Genomic DNA, 16,961 nt, shown 5'->3' on the forward strand with positions numbered 1-16,961 from the left:
ACAAATAAATCAATCATTCCATATAATTATTGAAAAAATAGAAATTTTGTTGGTTTATTCGATTATTTGGAGATTACGTGTCGATGTGTACCGAAATTTAAGGAGTAAGAGGTTTATGGTTGCATCTTTTTCCTAAAGTGATATAATACGTAATCATTACGATTTAAGTGTTATAGAAAAATTATTGAGGAGAGGAAGAGTGAATTCATTTAGGTCAGGGGATAGTGGTAAATCGCTTTAATCATTTAATAGAAGTAAGCTCTTTTAATCTGTAAACCATAATGATAGTTAGTTTCGTTTCTAAAGGAAGAACTTTCGTAAAGAGAAAAGAGAGACTTATTAATCTGTTCCGTAAATATGCAGGAATCAAAAAATTTTTGAATCTTAATCGTAATCATTTCGATTTGGGGAGGAGAACTCCATGAATAAGCATGTTGATGTTCTTATAGTTGGTGCTGGGGCTTCTGGAATTGGTGTAGGAATAGTGCTAAAGCAGATGGGTTGTGGAAATTTTTGCGTGATAGACAAGGGGGATATAGGAGAAACATTTCGCAGGTGGCCAAAAGAAATGAGGTTTATAACTCCTTCTTTTCCATCTCAAGGTTTTGGCCAGACAGACCTTAACGCTGTAGCTCCTAAGACCTCACCTGCTTATACGCTAGATGAAGAACACCCTACTGGTGAAGAATATGCAGAATACCTAGAAGTGCTGGCAGATCATTACCAATTACCGTTACGAACTAAAGTGGAAGTAAAAGAAATAAGGAAGCATAACAACCAATTGTTTGAGGTAGTAACTTCTAAAGGGAAATTATGCAGTAAATTTATTGTGTGGGCAGCCGGGGAGTATCAATACCCCGATTTTGACGTTTTCCCGGGAGCAGAACACTGTATTCATAGTAGTCAAATTCATTCTTGGGAGGAGATGAAAGCAGATGATTATCTTGTGATAGGCGGGTATGAAAGTGGAATTGATGCATTGTATCAACTGAATAGACTTAACAAAAAAACTCGACTTTTGGCTAAAACCGCCACATGGGAAATCGATAGCAGTGACCCGAGTATTGTTATATCCCCATATACATACGGTCGGATGAGAGAAGCGCTTGCTGATGACAGAATCGAGATGTATGAGAACCTAACTGTTAGCTCTGTGAGAAAGGAAGGTAATTCTTATTATGTGGAAACACGAGAAGGCGAACAATTTACCACATGTACGCCTCCTGTACTAGCAACGGGCTATAAAGGTAGTACATCCATGATCTCACAGCTTTTTGAGTTTGGAGAACATGGAAAGCCGTTAGTTAATGAACAGGATGAATCGACTTATTGCCAAGGATTATTTCTTTGTGGACCTGAATTGCGACATGGCAGTCATGTGTTTTGTTATATATATAAGTTTCGGCAACGATATGCAGTACTTGCTGAAGCAATCGGTTCCCGACTAAACCTTAATATGGATATTCTTGAATTATATCAGAAGGAAAATTTTTATCTGGACGATCTTTCAGGTTGCGGAGAGAGCTGTGAGTGTTAAAAATAAAACGGATAAATTGATCGCCTTAGTAGGTCTTGAATCTGTAGGAAAGTCTGCATTATTCAGACATATGACTGGTCATCAAACAGGAGTTGAAACCAATGTAAAAGGATCAACTGTCGTTCTTACGCGCAGAGGATTGAAACGAAATGCTGAAGTAGAACTAGTCGATACACCGGGGATTCGTTTTAAAGATGATAGCATGACTACGAGAATGACCTTGGGTGAAATTAAGTTTTTGGAAGAGATTATTATAGTTGTGAAATCTCCTCATTTAAAGAATGATTTTCTGTTATTAGAAGAACAGCTCCATCTGAGAGGGAAAAAAGTTACAGTTATAGCTACTCACAAAGATATATATGAACCGAGTGATGAAGAAAAGCATTTTATAAAGGATCTGTTGAATGTACCGGTTATCTGGTGTAATAGCCGTTCTATGGACGAAGCAGAACAAGATGAATTATGGGAGGCTATACAAGATGCTTCACCATGGAAGCTAAACAGCAGTTTACTCCATTTTCTGCCTTCAGATCATGAAGCAGAAAATAAAAATTGGCTGGAAACAGTACTGCGTCAAAAGGTGATTGGACCTTTATTTGCTCTGCTTCTAATCATAAGTATGTTTGCTTCTCCGGTATTTCTTGCATACCTGTTCTCAAGTTACGTAGAACCCTTTTCAGAAAAGATGATGATAGTTCCATTAAAGGAATACGCCGTTCATTTTCCTGCTTTTTTCCAAGTTTTATTAATTGGAGACTATGGCGCATTAACCCTTGGATGGTATTCCTTCTTATGGGCATTTCCAGTAGTCCTTTTCATCGGTCTTAGTGTTGCAGTTACAGAAGAAACAGGTATACAGGAACATATAACACATGCATTAGATCCATGGCTGAGGAAAATCGGGCTAACTGGAAGAGACTTGATACCAGTTTTAACTGGCTATGGCTGTAATGTTGTAGCTGTTATGCAAAGCAGAAGCTGCAGTAGCTGTACGCGGGCTTCATGCATCTCCATGATTTCGTTTGGCTCTGCTTGCAGTTATCAAATTGGGGCAACTTTATCCTTGTTCGGTTCTGCGGGAAAACCAATATTATTTTTCCCCTATATACTGATTTTATTTATTGTAGGTGCTATTCATACAAGGGTATGGAATAAGAATTCTTTACCGCTAACTACAGTATCTTCTTTGCCCTACTTGCAGTCTATAACATGGAGAGGAACTGCTTTTCGCTTAAAAGGAATGCTAAAACAATTCTTTACACAAGCGATGCCGATTTTTATCTTGATTTGTTTAGTCGCTTCTATTTTTGATTATTTGCATGTAATGAAGGGCTTATCTGCTTTGATTACGCCTATATTAGTGTTGTTTTCCTTACCAGCGGATGTTGCTCCTGGTGTGATTTTTTCGGTTTTTAGAAAAGATGGGATGATGGTATTGAACGAGGGACAAGGTTCCCTGCTTCAGAGTTTGGAGACATGGCAGCTATTTATAACCGTATATTTAGCTTCAACCTTATCTTCCTGTTTAGTAACTCTGTTCACGATTTACAAAGAATTAGGCGGGAGACACGCTGTAAAACTGCTGGGAAAACAAATGATTACGTCCATCATAAGTACGTTGCTAATAGCTATCGTTTTATATACTTATTTTAATTGAATACGAAGGAGGAAGCGTATGGAAAAGAAAATACCTGTTACCGTTTTGAGTGGCTATTTAGGGTCGGGAAAAACAACACTGTTAAACCATCTGTTAAATAATCGTAATGGACTGAAAGTGGCTGTGATTGTAAACGATATGAGTGAAATTAATATCGATGCCGATTTAGTAGAGAAGGGGGGTCATTTTTCAAGGACGGAAGAGAACTTAGTTGAGATGTCTAACGGGTGTATTTGCTGCACGTTAAGGGAGGATCTGCTGATAGAGGCTGGAAAAATCGCGAAGGCGGGCAATATCGATTATATCATCATCGAATCTACTGGAATAAGTGAACCTGTACCAGTTGCTCAGACATTTTCCTATATTGATGAGGAACTAGGTATCGATCTTACCCAGTTTTGCCGCCTTGATACAATGGTTACTGTTGTTGATGCATACCGTTTTTGGCATGATTATGAATCTGGTGATCGGCTGCTTGATAGAAAGCAAGCAGTTGGAGAAGCAGATGATCGTAATCTTGCAGATTTACTAATCGACCAAATTGAATTTTGTGATGTTCTTCTATTGAATAAATGCGATATGGTGACGGAAAAACAACTTCGTTCATTGACGAAAGTTATTCAAACTTTGCAACCCGATGCCAAAATTATTCATACAACATTTGGCAAGGTTAATCCAACAGAAATTTTAAACACCCGTCGGTTTAATTTTGAAACGGCTAGTCAAGCAGCTGGATGGCTAAAAGAATTAATGGCAGGCCCGGAAGAGCATACGCCAGAAACAGAGGAATATGGAATTAACTCCTTTGTGTATAGTCGAAGAATTCCATTTAACTCGAAGCGTTTTTATGATTGGATTAGGCAAATGCCGATGTCAATTGTCCGTGCGAAAGGAATTGCGTGGTGTGCGACAAGGAATGATTTGGCACTCCTTCTCTCCCAAGCTGGTCCTTCGGTCGCTATTGAACCAGTCTCCTATTGGGTAGCTTCACTTCCAGATGCACAAAAAGAACACACAATTAAGCAAAATCCTAACATACTAAACGATTGGGGTTCGGAATTTGGGGATCGAAAGACAAATCTTGTATTTATTGGCGTTGATTTGGAAAAAGGAACGATTATTCGGGAGCTTGACAAATGTCTGCTTACACCAGAAGAGATGGATATGGAATGGTCTGAGATGGGAGATCCATTTATTTGGGAGTTGAGAAATCACAATTAAATAAAAACGGGGGAATAGAAATGATTTTATCGAGTCAAACCATTCTCAAAAAGCTAGAGAAAGATGAGCTAGCTGTCGAACCTTTTAATCAGGCTAACCTTCAGCCGGCGTCCGTCGATCTATCGCTTGGCAGCCATTTTATGACATTAAATGAATATAGCACAGGTAAATTATCCATGGGTGAGAGAGCTTCCTACCGTGATATTTATATAGGAGCCCAAGAAGCGATAATCATTCCTCCTCACACCTTCATGCTTGCAACGACAAAAGAGTGGATTAAATTATCAAATCATGTTACTGGCTTTGTAGAAGGGAGGAGTTCTGTTGGGAGAATGGGACTTTTTGTACAAAATGCCGGGTGGGTAGATCCTGGATTCGAAGGGCGGATCACGCTTGAGCTATTTAACTCGAATCGTTTTCCGATTGAATTAATAGAAGGAAGAAGAATATGTCAATTGGTTTTTGCAGAAACGGATCAACCAACAAAACCGTATCAGGGCAAATATACAAAACAATCTAGTACAACTGCCAGCTGTATTTATATGGATGAGGAGAATTGCTCCAATTAATTGTAGATTAAGGAATCCAGGAGGGAAAGCATTGTCAAAGAAAGTACAAGTTACAGTGTTAAGTGGCTATTTAGGATCAGGAAAAACAACACTGCTAAATTATTTATTACACAATAAAGAAGGTAGGAAAATAGCCGTTATTGTAAACGATATGAGTGAAGTGAACATTGATGCCGACATGGTCAAAAAAGGAGGATTTAGTCGTACAGAAGAAAAATTAGTAGAATTGCAGAATGGATGTATTTGCTGCACGCTTCGGGAAGATTTAGTGAAAGAGGTAGATAAACTGGCCAAACTGGACATCGACTATATAGTTATCGAATCATCCGGAATATCAGAGCCAATACCAGTCGCGCAAAGCTTCACCTATGAAGACGAAGACCTTGGGATAAATCTTGCGGAACGTTGTGAATTAGATACGATGGTTACCGTAGTGGATGCAAGTTATTTTTGGGAGGATTATCGATCTGGAGAAAGCTTACTTGACCGTAATCAAGAGGCAGATGAGAACGACGAGCGGGACGTTATTGATCTATTAATTGATCAAATTGAATTTGCTAACATAATCCTATTAAATAAGGTCGACTTAGTGGATGCGGAAAGCAGAGAAGAATTAAAAGCTGTTTTAAAACAATTGAATCCAGATGCTCAAATTATTGCTACTGAATACGGAAAAGTTGCCTTAGAGACTGTACTGAATACACGATTATTTGACTTCGAAAAAGCAAGTCAGGGTGCAGGGTGGATAAAGGAACTAAATGAAGAGCATATCCCTGAGACGGAGGAATATGGGATTAGCTCCTTTGTCTATCGAAGAAAAAAACCGTTTCATCCTGAGCGTTGGGGTACATGGTTAGAAAATTGGCCAACTGGAGTTGTTCGATCGAAAGGTTTCTTTTGGTTGGCGTCAAGAAATGATGTTTCTGGTTTATTATCACAGGCTGGGCCATCCATTGCAATTCAAGAAGCAGGAAAGTGGATAGCTACGTATCCAAAGCAAGAACAATCGGGTATTTTAGAGGAAGATCCAGATTTAGCTAAGTACTGGGACGACAACTATGGAGACAGAATGACTGAACTAGTATTTATAGGGAAAGAGATGGATAAAGAAGGAATAATCAAAAGTCTAGATCAATGTTTACTGTCAGATGTCGAAATGAATTTGGATTGGAATATGTTTTATGATCCGTTACCATCATTTAGCAGCTATTAATTAAATTCACCAAGAAGATGGTGTGTTAGCAAATACCCGAAATAACATTTCTTAGAAGACTACACTTCCCCTGTTGAGGCTGGGACAAAAGTATTTTTATGAAGTGAAAACCGAACATGATTGATGCAAATAACTCGATCCGGAAATATAATTCGCGCATCCAGTGGCGGCTGGTGAGCCTCCCTGTGCTATCGCACTTCGGTGTCTCACCTATGCCTTTCCTCCCGCAGGAGTCTACGTATATTTCCTACGCTAAGTTTGTACATCATTCGTCTTTAACATTAAGTACTTTAGTTATGTCCCAGCCTCAACTTAATTTATATACATCTCACTTTCTAGGAAGGCACTAACTCAATATAAAAGCTGATTATAATACATTCATAATGACTTCTAAATGACGAGCATGATCTCAGTGAAATCTCCTGCTGTTATTAAGAAAATGTAAAATCTTAACGTATAATTTACAATTTATTGAGTGAATTATTCTGTCTATTGTTGTATCCCTTGCCACAACTTATTTATCAAAAAAATTGTTAAACCCTACCAAAAACCTCCATTGTAAAGTGAATTTACACAAGTCACACCATTTCTTCATTTCACCTTTAATCTTCCTTAATATTCGTTCCTTATAATGAAGCTAGGTTCAAAAGAGGAGGATTTGATGCGTAAAACGGAATTGCATGTTCACTCGACATTTTCAGATGGTGTCCAAACACCGGAAGAGATTGTGCATCTAGCGAAAGAGGCAAACATTCAAGTACTTTCCATTACCGACCATGATGAAATCGGAGCGTATAAGGAAGCCCTGCCATTAGCAGAGGCAGCTGGAATTGAATTGATTCCTGGAATTGAGCTGAACACGGATGGAGAAGCAGGTGAATTACATATTCTTGGATATTTATTTGATCCAGAGCATCCGGAAATGCTCCAGCATATTAGCTGGCGTAAAGCAGAGCGGAAAAACTGGGCAAAGAAAATCGTTGCTCGTTTGAACGAATTAGGCTATAGCATTACGTTTCAAGATGTAGAAAGGTATGCACCACAAGATATTATTGTACGCACGCATATTGCCAGTGCGCTTTGTGAGAAAGATTACTTTACTACGACCCACGAGGCCTATCACGGCCTATTAGTGAAAGGGAAGCCGGCATTCGTTGAGCGGGGGGCGTTTTCTGCAAAAGATGCAATTGAATTAATTCAAGCCTGTGGCGGGGAAGCTTACCTTGCGCATCCAGGTGCCTACCGGTTTCCTATAGATGAAGAAAAGGTTTTATCGTATGGGATTGATGGAATTGAGGTCTATCATTCCAAGCATCGTGAGACAGACGTTTCCTATTGGAAGGAATTTGCACTTAAAAATCAGCTGCTGATTTCTGGCGGGTCTGACAGTCATGGGCGGAAGCATACGAGAAATGCGTATGCGATTGGTAGTGTGCAGTTAGATAAGCATTCCCAAAAGCATTGGCTAGAAAAAGTTGGTGCAAAACGATGAAACTATTTATCGCTTCATCATTATGCTGGGACTATCATCCGAATGAAGTTATTACGATCGCAAAGGAATATGGCTTATATGGAGTAGAACTGTGGGCAGAGCATATTTATTATCATCAAGCAAATCCTGCTGAAATTCGAATTCATGCTGAAATGGAAAATATCGAATTAACGTTGCATGCATCGAGCTGGGATTTAAATATTTGTTCGATCAATAAAGGAATTCAGGAACAGTCCATTGTTGAATTAAAGAAATCGATTGATTTGGCAGCAGCACTAGGCGCATTGCATATGACTTTTCATCCTGGAAGGTTAACGGTTAAAAATTACTTAGTTGAGGAGCATATGCGCGCACTTGTCACCAACACAAAGCGGCTTTTAGAATATGCGGCAGTAAGAGAAGTCGTGTTATCGCAGGAAATGATGGAACCTATCGCGAAGGAGATTTTAACAGAGCCAAAGGCAATGAATCATTTCTTAGAGCAGGTTGGGCCGGGTCTTCAGGTGACCTTAGATATCGCGCATACGCCGCTTGAAGAAAACAACGAGGTTTATTTAGAAGAGCTGCAGCGTGTAAACAGTATTCATGTAAGTGACTCCAAAAGGGATCGATACCACGTTCCGCTAGGAGAAGGTGAGATTAATCTAGAGGAGATTCTATCATGCCTAGGCGAGAAAGACTTACCTATCGTACTCGAAGGAATGGATACAGATCGCTCCTTATCTTTTTTAAAGAAGCATCTGAACTTTTTACATAAAGAATGGAAGGAAAGGAAGATAAGCATTTGAAAATTATGATTACGAATGACGACGGTATTTTTGAGCCGGGAGTTGAAGCGTTGGCTGATGTCCTCTCTCACTTTGGCGAGGTAGTCATTGTCTGCCCAGACACGGAAAAAAGTGCCTACAGTCATAAAATTACACTAGGACAACCATTGAAATTAAAGAAAATTGATTTTGCACCTACTGCCGAAGCTTATGCGGTTAATGGTTCACCGGCGGATTGTGTAAAGCTTGCGATGGAAGTGCTGTTAAAGGAAAAGCCTGATATCGTCTTTACGGGAATTAACCTTGGTCCCAATGTTGGAAGGGATATGTATTACTCGGGAACGATTGCTGCAGCACAAGAGGCGATGCTATACCAAGTCCCGTCTGTTGCGGTTTCCTTAGATACATTTAAAAAGGAAAACATTAAGTTTGGAATTGTAAAACAGATGCTATATCGCGTTGTGGAGGTGATTCTGCAAAATAAAATCGCAAAAAATGTCATGCTGAACGTTAATTTGCCGTATACGTCGAAGGAGCTTTGCAAAGGAGTTGCCGTTGTCCCAATGGATCTAACCATTTCGCGTTATCACTATACAGCCTTGAACGATCCTCAAGGTCAGGATTTTTACTGGTTAAAGGACAACTATCAAAATTTGAAGGTGAATGAGGGAACGGATTATCAGTTGCTGAAGGAAGGGTATATAACTGTCTCTCCCATTGACCTCAAGCATACACAGAAAAGAAAAATCGATCAAATCAGTCGCTGGTTTACCAACTTTAATTATGTTCAGGAGGAGAACTAATGATGAAAAAACTATTATTCTTATTGTGTGCTGGACTTTTATGTATTTTGGCAGCTTGTGGTAACAGTTCCGATGAGGAAGCAGATGCTTCAAGTGAAGAAGGTGAAAGTGAGTTAAGTGGTGAGCTGGAGTTTTACACATCACAGCCTGATGTTGATGCGGAGCAGCTAGTAGATGCGTTTAATGAAAAATATCCAGATGTCGAAGTCAATATTTTCCGCTCTGGTACAGAAGAGGTTATCAGTAAATTGAATGCGGAAAGCCAAGCAGGATCTGTTGTAGCGGACGTTCTTTTGCTTGCAGATTCGGTAACATTTGAAGGATTAAAGGAAGCAGATATGTTAATGGAATATAATTCTCCTGAAGCAGAAGCAATTCCAGAAGAGTTCGTGGATGCTGACGGAACGTATACAGGAACAAAGATGATGGCAACTGGTATTGTCATCAATACGGATGAAGTGACAGAAGCACCAACATCATGGGATGCACTTGTTTCAGATGAGGGTAGTGATCAAGTTGTCATGCCAAGCCCATTGTACTCAGGAGCTGCAGCGTACAATCTTGGGATTTTTACCCGTAGTGACGGCTTTGGCTGGGATTTTTATGAAGGAATAAAAGCAAATAATCCAATGATTACAGAAGGAAATGGCGCTGTTATTGAAAACGTAGCATCCGGTCAAAAGAATTACGGCATGATTGTGGATTATTTAGTAGCTCGTGCTGCAAGTGATGGTTCACCAGTAGAGTTGATTTACCCTGAAGAAGGTGTACCTGTAATCACGGAGCCAATTGGTATTACGGCAGATACAGAAGAAGCAGAACTAGCAAAAGCGTTTGTTGACTTCGTACTTTCTGAGGAAGGACAAGCATTGCAGGCTGAGATTGGATATACACCAATCCGTGAGGGAGTAGAAGCACCGTATGGCTTAAAATCCTTGGATGAAATTAAAACACTTAGCGCACCAACAGATGAACTATATCAGAACCGTGAAGCTGATAAAGGGAAATTTGACGAATTATTTTCAAACTAGAATCTAATGCAAGGGCTATAGGGTGATTACAGTGAACAGTCAAAAAAAGAATGGATTCAATCAGGAGGGAAAGCGCATGAGCGCTATTTCCTCTGGCTTTTTCAATAGAAAGCTTTATAAAGTATTGGCAATTGGATTAATCATCATCTTTTTTATTATCCCGATTATCCGACTCATCATTATGAGCTTTCTGAGTGATGAAGGAATTAACTTCGATTATTATCATGCGATTTTAACAGATGGTCGGACGTGGCAGGTATTACAAAACACGTTAATTGTGGTGGTCGGATCAACGATTATTTCACTCATCTTAGGTACAGCTTTTGCCTGGATGGTAGCCTATACCGATATACGCATGAAAGGGATTGTGCAGCTGTTTATCTTTTTGCCATTTATTATCCCATCTTACATAACTTCCCTGGCATGGGTGCAATTTTTCGGCCCTGCTGGGTTATTGACGAAAATGCTGGATCAGCTTCCATCGTGGAATCTCTATAGTATGTCTGGCATTATCTTTGTTATGGGGATTAGCCATTTTCCGCTCGTCTATTTATTCACGGTTAATGTCTTTCGAAAAATTCCACGTGAAATGGAACTGGCAGCACGTATCTCTGGTGCATCAAGATGGACAGCTTTTTCCAAAATTGTCTTTCCAATGGCATTGCCAGGAGTTGTTGGTGGGTCGTTTATCGCATTTCTTGGAGGGTTAGATAACTTCGGAATCCCTGCCTTTTTAGGAACACCAGCCAATATTTCAGTGCTTTCGACATATATTTATCAGAAAGTCATTGGCTTTGGACCTTCTGCCTTTAACGAAGCCGCTGTACTGTCTGTCATCCTTGGAGTGATTGCGATTATTGGAATCAGTCTCCAATGGATATTGTTACGGAAGTCAAAACCGATTGAGACAACTAAACTGGATTATAGCCCACGCTATCATTTAGGAAAGAAAAAGCTAATAGCGGAGATTTTGATTTGGCTGTTTTTTGCTATGACCAGTATTTTTCCTTTCATCTCAATGGTTATGACATCATTTTTGAATGCCTATGGACTTGATTTTGTACCGGAAAACTTCTCTTTGAAAAATTACGCTTATATTTTATCCAGGAACTCTACGGTCGAATCAATTTTCACGAGCCTTAAACTGGCTGGTGTAACGACCGTGATTGGGATTATTGTCGGTACGATCTTTAGCTATTACCGTGTTCGGAAACCAAACGTAACGATGAGGCTTCAGGAATATGCAATTACGATTCCGTATGCTTTGCCTGGAATGGTGCTTGCGTTGGCAATGATTTTTGCATGGATGGAGCCCATTCCTGGTTGGAATCCCGGTATTTATGGATCGACTGCCATTTTATATATCGCCTATGTAACACGATTTTTAATTTTACAGGTGCGCAGTGGTATTACCGCTTTTCAGCAGGTTGATAAGGAGGTTGAAGAGGCAGCGCGGATTAATGGTACGAATGGATTTGGAAAGTGGAAGCGAATTATGATTCCATTAATCGCACCAGGCGTCTTAAGTGGTGCAATGCTCGTATTTTTAAGCGCGTTAACAGAGCTTACCGTATCTTCCTTATTGTATTCCTCAAATGCAGAGACAATTGGTGTTGCGATCTTAAGCTTCCAGCAGTCGGGGTATACACTATATTCAACAGCCTTTTCGAGCTTAATTGTCGGCTTAATCATCGTCGGTTATTTTCTGTTATTTGCTAGTGGGGCACTTCGGAAAAGAAAGGTGGAAAATGGGAAATGACTACGTCAATCATTCATATTAATAAAAAATTCGGTAGCTTTCAAGCGCTCAAAGATGTAAATTTAACCGTAAAGGATGGAGAGTTTCTTGCTATTTTAGGACCATCTGGATGTGGGAAAACAACCTTGCTCCGACTGCTCGCGGGATTTGAATCTCCAACAGATGGTACAATTCAAATCGATAACAAGAAGGCAGCCACAGCTAAGAAGGTTATCCCGCCAGAGCGCAGAAATGTCAGCATGGTTTTTCAGTCATTTGCTCTTTGGCCCCATTTGAATGTTCGAGAGCATGTACAGTTTGCCATGAAATACCACCGTTTTGTTGGACCTGCATTTAAGGAAAAGAAAAAGGCGGAAGAGCGAATTGATGAAGTGTTGAAAATTGTTGGCTTAGAGCAGTTCGGCAGCCGAATGCCTGGTGAACTTTCCGGTGGACAAAAACAGCGTGTATCACTTGCGCGAGCGATTGCACCGGAGCCACAGCTGTTGTTGATGGATGAACCACTCAGCAACCTTGATGCGGAATTACGGATTGAGATGCGTCATGAGATTCAAAAGCTGCATCGACTAACGAAAGCTTCGATACTTTATGTGACACATGATCAAGGAGAAGCGCTTGCGATGGCGGATCGAATTGTAGTGATGAACGCTGGTAAGATTGAGCAAATTGGTACACCAGAACAAATCTATAATCAACCGAAAACCCCATTTGTAGCCAAATTTGTTGGGAAAGCTAATCTGTTCGAAGGAACTTGGGATGGCTCGACATTTATGCATAAGAATGTCTCTGTAACATGGGAGGATTGCGGTATTTCAGAAAATCTAAAGGAGCAGAACCTATATGCACTGCGTCCGGAACAAATTCGTCTTTCTACATCGGATGAAAGCCAGATTCGAGGGACAGTTGTTACGAAGCAGTTCCAAGGAAAGGAGTATCAATATGTAGTTGATGTCAGTGGACAAGAGATTGTTGTTGACTTGCCACTTCATGAGCAGTTTGAAATTGGGGAGGGGGTAGGGATTGTTCCAAGGATGTAAAGGGGTATGGAAGCACGGTTTCTCTTATGCATTTAAAGGAGAGGGAAATTTAGAACTCTCCTTTTGTGATTTGTTCTAACATTATAAAATTTATGTGCTATAAGCTAACTTGTACAACAGTTCGGCTCACCCTCATTTTTATTGAAAGGGGGTGAAGCTTATGTCAGTTTACGAGGCGATTTCTTTGATGATTTCCTTTGGTGCCTTAATTGCACTGCTGACAATAGACAGAGAAAAATAGACCTCCCTTGAGTCTCCAACCTTGGGGGATGGTCTATTTTTTTCTACTCATCTGAGCCAGTTCCTCTTTTGAGTAGCAGCTATTTGTATATTCAACCGTAGGTGTTCCAGCACTTACAGTTGTTTTAATATATGTTGTATATACAATATTATAACCATATTCCGTTATATTAGCAATGTTGGTTTCCTGGCTTTTATCTAAGAAGAATTTACTGTTTCTGAGGTAGTAAATTCTAGTGTTGATTTTCTATAAAAGCTAATATCTTTTCCTTCACGGAACCAATACTTGTATAAATGATGTAATTGGACTTAATTGTCTTAATGTGGATTCGATCTGTTGTTCCGTATGGATATCCAATCCTATTAGCTGTTTTGTCTTCACCAGCATAAGATTCATCATTCGTTACATCCATAATCTCTGAAATAGGAATTTTAATCTTTTGTAGCTGCCATTTAATTACGATTTTGTCTTCTTCTTTTATAACCTTTACGTCAAACATGATACTCTTCACCTTTCCTTTTTAGGGGTGTATACGGATTCTGAATTATTGTTATATTCCTAACTACTAGTATACAAGGTTTTACGTATATAACCGAGTAATCGACTTTCCAATCAATTATGTGGGTAATCTAAGACCAAATTCGGATTTATTTCTTATCATAAAAGAAGTCATTGTATCATTTTGATTGAATTTTCTTACTAAATCATATAGTATTAGCTTGAATTTAATTGCGGAGGAGTGGATAAAAGATGGCAAATGTATGTTTTCTACTTGCGGGTGGTTATGAAGATTCAGAAATGAAGAATCCGTATGATGCAATGAATGAAGCGGGTCACAAAACGGTTGTTGTAGGACTTGAAAAGGGTACGGAGCTTAAAGGGAAGAAAGGTACGGCAGCGTATACTTCCGAGCTTTCCATAAGTGAAGTGAAGGCTGACGATTATGATGCGGTTATTATTCCTGGTGGATCAGCTCCAGAAGCGCTTCGTGTGAGTGACGAAGTGGTGGAATTTGTTAAACAAGCACATGAACAGGGAATAGTGATTGCTGGTATTTGTCATGGTCCCCAAGTAATGATTAGCGCGGATATCCTGAATGGAGTAAATTCAACTTCTTACATTGGCATCCGTGATGATGTGAAAAATGCTGGAGCTAACTTTTTAGATCAAGAGGTAGTGGTTGATGGAAATATTATCACTTCTCGTACACCTAAGGATGAACCGGCATTTATTAAAGAAATTTTAAATAAATTATAAGATTGTTTCGAGGGGATCTCTTCTAGTATTGGGAGGGATCCTTTTATACGGGCAGAAGCGAAAGTACTATGTGATATATGAATTTTTTAGGTTAGGGAGAGACCAAAATGAAACAAATCTACGCCTTTGAGTCGAAAAGAGATTATGAAAAATACCAGGATACCATCGAAAGGTTCCAAAACAAATTGGTCACGTACCAGCAGGAGTTGGAGCAAAACTACGCATTAAACGATTTACCAAAGGCGATTGTATGGACAACGGGTGAATTAGCAACAACCACTTTCTCAGAAATTCCGATTCCTGCTTTTACGAATAAGGATGTCATTTATATCTCTCCCGATATAAGATATTGGAGGAATTTATTTGTTCAACAGCTAGAGGGACGAGAACATCCACGTATCAAGGCATTCTATGAAAGCCTTTCTGAAGAACATATTTTTGCGATAGTTGGACACGAATTAATGCATCACTCCGATTTATTTGTTGATGAGTTCGATGATGACCGAGAAGATAGCATTTGGTTTGAAGAAGGCATGTGCGAATATTTATCAAAGAAATTAATTTTAGATGAAGAAGCGTTCAACGAAATAACAAATGTAGAGACAGAACTGGTAGAGATGTTTAAGGATACATATGGGCACCACTCTATTGATGCGTTTGGAGAGGCTAGCTATCAAGGTAGTTTGACGAGTATTATGTTTGATTATTGGCGCAGTTTTTTGGCTGTAAAGTATTTAGTGGAAGAACAAGCTAATCATGATGTGAAACAAGTTTTTAAAGCGTATCAAGAGTGGCATACGAATGGCAGGAAAGAGCCGCTGTCGGTATATATTGGGATACAGTCCTTTTTCGATTGATGAGAGCCTTTCTGGAATGATTTAAAAGAAGATTCTCAGATATTTTTGGGTAAAAATCTAACGCTCATCATACATCTTTTTATAGTAAACTAGAAACAAATGTACTAACGGAGGAGAAGCAATGAACAACACTTCTAAAAAGAGAAAATCACCTTTAATTCTACTTGCAGCATGCATGATTGCTGTTGCTGGTCTAGCGGATATTAAATACCGAGGATTATTCTTTCGTCTATTGCCTGAATCGGTGCAATCCTTTCTTGCTCAGATTATAAAGTAGTGGGAGTATATTATTCCTTTCTATGAAAGAGGGGTGTTTATATTGTGAGAACGTCGACAAGAAAATATGTATTTAGATTTAGTTAAGCGCGATTCTATTATTTGTTTTCACCATGAATAGCATAAAAAGCCTATTGAATTTAACTTATTAAGTAATTAGTCACAAACTTTTCAAGTGGGTATATTGCAATTGAAACCGCAATCATATATAATAGAATTAAATAAGGATTGTTACTGTTCGGCAGGCAAAACCTGAATTAATTAAATTTGTGGGGGAATTACGCTGCAATTTTAACTAATTCAGGTTTTTTATTTCCTGATATTTTTCATAAATACTTTATTCAGGTGGGAAGGCAAATGGAAATTAAACAGATTTTAAACAATAATGTTTTATTAGCTACAGATGAAGCAGAACAAGAGGTAGTTGTAATGGGCAGAGGTCTTGCTTTTAAGAAAAAGCCAGGAGATGCTGTTGATGCTGCTAAAATTGAAAAAACCTTTATTCTGGAGGACGCAGGAGTTGCTAATAAATTAGCTGAATTAATGGAAGATGTTTCCGAAGTTTATTTGGATCTTTCTTATAAAATTCTCGAATTAGCCAAATCCCACCTAACGTATAAATTGGACGACTATTTGTATATAGCACTAACCGATCACTTGAGCTTTGCGATTACTAGGCATAAAAATGGGATTGATTTGAAAAATCCCCTACTCTGGGAAATTCGCAGATACTATAAGCAAGAGTTTCAGATTGCTTTAAAAGCACTTGAAATTGTCGAAGAGGAAACAGGTGTGAGGCTTGAGGAGGATGAAGCTGCGTCTATCGCACTCCATCTTGTTAATAGTCAGCTTTCTGGTGAAAGCATGGGGGCTGCAGTTCAAGTTACAGAAATGGTTAATACGATTTTAACAATCGTAAAATACTACTTCAAAATTGAATTAGATGAAGAATCGATTAATTATGACCGATTCTTAACCCATCTCCGTTTCTTTGCGATTCGCTTTATTCGAAAAGAAAAACAAGATGAAATGTATGACAATTTTCTATATGAACAGATACAACAAAAGTATGCAAAAGCATTTGGATGTACAGAAAGAATAGCAGCATACATTGCGAATCATTATAATTGGGAAATTTCCAATGATGAGAAGGTCTATTTAACCATTCATATCCATCGGGTAACCTATCGTCAGACAAAATCAGAAGAAAACTAATCTTCTTATGAAAACGCTTTTTAAAACTA

At 39.0% G+C, this 16,961-nt stretch carries 17 protein-coding genes; 16 read left to right on the forward strand and 1 reads right to left on the reverse strand.

The features are described 5' to 3' along the window. Positions 1-421 precede the first annotated feature (421 nt). From D1B32_RS00475 to D1B32_RS24545, 12 genes are all read left to right on the forward strand, one after another. Positions 422-1,537, forward strand: coding sequence for an NAD(P)/FAD-dependent oxidoreductase (locus D1B32_RS00475; protein ID WP_118888323.1), 1,116 nt, complete (start codon positions 422-424; stop codon positions 1,535-1,537). Then, the gene (locus D1B32_RS00480) at positions 1,527-3,194 is read left to right on the forward strand and encodes a nucleoside recognition domain-containing protein (protein WP_147379882.1); all 1,668 of its coding nucleotides are present in this window, start codon (positions 1,527-1,529) and stop codon (positions 3,192-3,194) included. Before D1B32_RS00475 ends, D1B32_RS00480 begins: the two co-directional genes overlap by 11 nt. Positions 3,195-3,212: 18 nt before the next feature. Then, positions 3,213-4,415 carry a GTP-binding protein gene (locus tag D1B32_RS00485; protein WP_118888325.1) on the forward strand — a complete coding sequence of 401 codons (1,203 nt, stop codon included), beginning with the start codon at positions 3,213-3,215 and terminating at the stop codon, positions 4,413-4,415. Positions 4,416-4,435: 20 nt separating this feature from the next. Beyond that, positions 4,436-4,984 carry a dCTP deaminase gene (dcd, locus tag D1B32_RS00490; protein ID WP_095310363.1) on the forward strand — a complete coding sequence of 183 codons (549 nt, stop codon included), beginning with the start codon at positions 4,436-4,438 and terminating at the stop codon, positions 4,982-4,984. 31 nt (positions 4,985-5,015) lie between these two features. Further along, the gene (locus D1B32_RS00495) at positions 5,016-6,197 is read left to right on the forward strand and encodes a GTP-binding protein (protein WP_118888326.1); all 1,182 of its coding nucleotides are present in this window, start codon (positions 5,016-5,018) and stop codon (positions 6,195-6,197) included. A gap of 661 nt (positions 6,198-6,858) precedes the next feature. Continuing rightward, positions 6,859-7,689, forward strand: a complete 831-nt coding sequence (locus D1B32_RS00500) for a PHP domain-containing protein (RefSeq protein ID WP_158586183.1) — start codon at positions 6,859-6,861, stop codon at positions 7,687-7,689. Then, positions 7,686-8,477: a sugar phosphate isomerase/epimerase family protein gene (locus D1B32_RS00505; RefSeq protein WP_118888327.1), complete on the forward strand. Its 792-nt coding sequence runs from the start codon at positions 7,686-7,688 to the stop codon at positions 8,475-8,477. Before D1B32_RS00500 ends, D1B32_RS00505 begins: the two co-directional genes overlap by 4 nt. 5 nt (positions 8,478-8,482) lie before the next feature. Continuing rightward, a complete protein-coding gene (gene surE, locus D1B32_RS00510; protein ID WP_240033711.1) occupies positions 8,483-9,259 on the forward strand; it encodes a 5'/3'-nucleotidase SurE in 777 nt (258 codons plus the stop codon). A 2-nt stretch (positions 9,260-9,261) separates the two neighbouring features. Then, entirely contained in the window at positions 9,262-10,290 is a 1,029-nt protein-coding gene (locus D1B32_RS00515; RefSeq protein ID WP_118888598.1) for an ABC transporter substrate-binding protein, read from the forward strand. Between the two features lie 76 nt (positions 10,291-10,366). Further along, positions 10,367-12,049 carry an ABC transporter permease gene (locus D1B32_RS00520; RefSeq protein WP_118888328.1) on the forward strand — a complete coding sequence of 561 codons (1,683 nt, stop codon included), beginning with the start codon at positions 10,367-10,369 and terminating at the stop codon, positions 12,047-12,049. Continuing rightward, positions 12,046-13,086: an ABC transporter ATP-binding protein gene (locus D1B32_RS00525; RefSeq protein WP_118888329.1), complete on the forward strand. Its 1,041-nt coding sequence runs from the start codon at positions 12,046-12,048 to the stop codon at positions 13,084-13,086. The genes D1B32_RS00520 and D1B32_RS00525 overlap by 4 nt, the downstream gene beginning before the upstream one ends. Positions 13,087-13,246: 160 nt before the next feature. Next, positions 13,247-13,327, forward strand: a complete 81-nt coding sequence (locus D1B32_RS24545; protein ID WP_392391091.1) for a putative holin-like toxin — start codon at positions 13,247-13,249, stop codon at positions 13,325-13,327. A 232-nt stretch (positions 13,328-13,559) separates the two neighbouring features. Here the strand turns inward: D1B32_RS24545 and D1B32_RS00530 are convergent, their stop codons facing one another. After that, positions 13,560-13,826: a SunI/YnzG family protein gene (locus tag D1B32_RS00530; RefSeq protein ID WP_118888330.1), complete on the reverse strand. Its 267-nt coding sequence runs from the start codon at positions 13,824-13,826 to the stop codon at positions 13,560-13,562. A 251-nt stretch (positions 13,827-14,077) separates the two neighbouring features. Here D1B32_RS00530 and D1B32_RS00535 point away from each other — a divergent pair, with 251 nt between their 5' ends. From D1B32_RS00535 to licT, 4 genes are all read left to right on the forward strand, one after another. Further along, on the forward strand, positions 14,078-14,584 hold the full coding sequence (locus D1B32_RS00535) for a type 1 glutamine amidotransferase domain-containing protein (RefSeq protein ID WP_118888331.1): 507 nt from the start codon (positions 14,078-14,080) through the stop codon (positions 14,582-14,584). A 107-nt stretch (positions 14,585-14,691) separates the two neighbouring features. Further along, a complete protein-coding gene (locus D1B32_RS00540; protein WP_118888332.1) occupies positions 14,692-15,441 on the forward strand; it encodes a hypothetical protein in 750 nt (249 codons plus the stop codon). 121 nt (positions 15,442-15,562) lie between these two features. Then, positions 15,563-15,718 carry a hypothetical protein gene (locus D1B32_RS23960; RefSeq protein ID WP_168927265.1) on the forward strand — a complete coding sequence of 52 codons (156 nt, stop codon included), beginning with the start codon at positions 15,563-15,565 and terminating at the stop codon, positions 15,716-15,718. Positions 15,719-16,074: 356 nt separating this feature from the next. Then, on the forward strand, positions 16,075-16,932 hold the full coding sequence (gene licT, locus D1B32_RS00545) for a BglG family transcription antiterminator LicT (RefSeq protein ID WP_118888333.1): 858 nt from the start codon (positions 16,075-16,077) through the stop codon (positions 16,930-16,932). Positions 16,933-16,961: the final 29 nt, after the last annotated feature.

This window comes from Oceanobacillus profundus, from assembly GCF_003515705.1.
GTDB classification, from domain to species: domain Bacteria; phylum Bacillota; class Bacilli; order Bacillales; family Amphibacillaceae; genus Oceanobacillus; species Oceanobacillus profundus.

Coding starts and splice junctions, on each gene's coding strand:
- surE (WP_240033711.1), top strand. CDS start 8,483: ATGATTACGAATGACGACGGTATTTTTGAGCCGGGAGTTGAAGCGTTG.
- D1B32_RS00540 (WP_118888332.1), top strand. CDS start 14,692: ATGAAACAAATCTACGCCTTTGAGTCGAAAAGAGATTATGAAAAATAC.
- D1B32_RS00520 (WP_118888328.1), top strand. CDS start 10,367: ATGAGCGCTATTTCCTCTGGCTTTTTCAATAGAAAGCTTTATAAAGTA.
- D1B32_RS00535 (WP_118888331.1), top strand. CDS start 14,078: ATGGCAAATGTATGTTTTCTACTTGCGGGTGGTTATGAAGATTCAGAA.
- D1B32_RS00515 (WP_118888598.1), top strand. CDS start 9,262: ATGAAAAAACTATTATTCTTATTGTGTGCTGGACTTTTATGTATTTTG.
- dcd (WP_095310363.1), top strand. CDS start 4,436: ATGATTTTATCGAGTCAAACCATTCTCAAAAAGCTAGAGAAAGATGAG.
- D1B32_RS00525 (WP_118888329.1), top strand. CDS start 12,046: ATGACTACGTCAATCATTCATATTAATAAAAAATTCGGTAGCTTTCAA.
- D1B32_RS00485 (WP_118888325.1), top strand. CDS start 3,213: ATGGAAAAGAAAATACCTGTTACCGTTTTGAGTGGCTATTTAGGGTCG.
- licT (WP_118888333.1), top strand. CDS start 16,075: ATGGAAATTAAACAGATTTTAAACAATAATGTTTTATTAGCTACAGAT.
- D1B32_RS00505 (WP_118888327.1), top strand. CDS start 7,686: ATGAAACTATTTATCGCTTCATCATTATGCTGGGACTATCATCCGAAT.
- D1B32_RS23960 (WP_168927265.1), top strand. CDS start 15,563: ATGAACAACACTTCTAAAAAGAGAAAATCACCTTTAATTCTACTTGCA.
- D1B32_RS00475 (WP_118888323.1), top strand. CDS start 422: ATGAATAAGCATGTTGATGTTCTTATAGTTGGTGCTGGGGCTTCTGGA.
- D1B32_RS24545 (WP_392391091.1), top strand. CDS start 13,247: ATGTCAGTTTACGAGGCGATTTCTTTGATGATTTCCTTTGGTGCCTTA.
- D1B32_RS00500 (WP_158586183.1), top strand. CDS start 6,859: ATGCGTAAAACGGAATTGCATGTTCACTCGACATTTTCAGATGGTGTC.
- D1B32_RS00530 (WP_118888330.1), bottom strand. CDS start 13,826: ATGTTTGACGTAAAGGTTATAAAAGAAGAAGACAAAATCGTAATTAAA.